We start from the raw sequence: 1,565 nt of genomic DNA on the forward strand, positions 1-1,565 counted from the left end.
CCTACTCAAAACATAAGAGCAGCTGAAAGTATCATCGATGAAAGCTTTAGTGCTGAGGCAAAAGAAGCCTTAGAAGAAGCAAAGGCTAAATTTGGAGGCGGTGCAAGTGTCGGTCAGCTTGATAATAAAGCCTTAGCAGGAATGAGAGGGTATTTTGAAAAGAAATTTGGCAAGGAGCATAAAAGCGTTGAAGCTATCAAAGGGCTTGAAAACATAGTAAATACAAACTCATTAAAGCAAAAACAACAAAACTTTTTAGAGCTTATTAGAAGTGATAAAGACGGCAACACGCTTTCTTATTTGCTTGAGATCGTAAAAGATGATGTGAGGCTTCAAAACAATCTTAAAAATATGCTAAATTATTCTACCCTCCAAGTAGAAAACAATCTTAAAAATCTCAATATCAATCCAGGAGATATCAAAACGATCTTAGATGAGTTTGAAGCTGGAAACAAAGAAGCTTTTAAAAGGGTTGAAGATGAGATAAGCAAGATCTATGATGATAATTTTAAGGTGGTCCTGGATCAAAATGAATTTATCGCTTTTAAAAAAGAATTAGAAACAAACGGCGTTTTAGTTAATGAAAGCCTTGATTTTTTAAGCGATCTTGAAAAAAATGTCTTTAATCCAAATGGCGTTAGTTTTACCCAGCTTAATAATTTTAGAAAAAATCTAAATTTTTATATCTATAACAAAGATAAAAGCCCAAATTTTGTAAATGCGGTTAAAAGGATAGCTGAAACAAGACTAAAAGCAGAGATTGATAGGGGCATTGATAATATCTTTAAAGAGCTTCCTAGTGCTTATGAAAACATAAGAAAGCTTTACAGCCAAAGCTTAAAAGACTACGCAGAGATGAAAAGCGTGCAAGAAGATATAAAACATTTAAAATTGCAAGATAAAAACAAGGCTGTGGATAAGGTCCTTGATAATTTAATCAAATTTGCCAAAGGACAAGGGCAAAACGGAGCAAACAACCTAGAACCTCTTAAAAAATACCTCACAAAAGATAATGAAGCCTTTTTAGAAATGCAAATCATGCAAAGGCTTTTTAATGAAGCTTTAGTGCAAAATGAAAAGGCAAAATTAAAGGTCTTTGATAGTGAAGCCTTTTTAGAAGTGATCAAAAAATTAGACACAACTTTTAAAAGCAAGGAAGCAAAGGACTTTTTAGAACTTGTCGAGGGCTTTAACACGCTTTATAAAAATGACGCTCTCATCGCTGCAAATTTAGCTCCCGGTGCAACAGGCAAAATAAGCTCCTCAATAGCCACAAGCGTGCAAGGAGCAGCACAGCAAAAGATCACTAAGGGGCTTTTTGATGTGTTTATAAGGCTTTTACCTGAAAAAGTAGGCTTTGGCTTTATGCAAAAAGGCATACAAGGAGCAAGCCTTAGATATCATCTTAAAAAGGCTTTATCAAGAAGCTTAAATTATGATGATTTTAAACTAAAGCTTGAAAATCAGATCCAAAAAGCAGGCTTTAACAGCGAAACAAAGAAGCTTTTAGATGAGTTTTTAGGCTCGGTTGATGAAGTGAATTTAGCAAGGAAGCAAAGCTTTGA

Annotated in this window: 1 protein-coding gene; it reads left to right on the plus strand. The window is 34.3% G+C overall.

Annotated features, from left to right (window positions below; genetic code table 11):
• Positions 1 to 1,565 (plus strand): hypothetical protein (locus tag DMB92_RS09230; RefSeq protein ID WP_185900190.1); only part of this gene is annotated, 1,565 nt, incomplete at both ends.

This window comes from Campylobacter sp. MIT 99-7217 (assembly GCF_006864365.1).
Classification (GTDB): Bacteria; Campylobacterota; Campylobacteria; order Campylobacterales; family Campylobacteraceae; genus Campylobacter_D.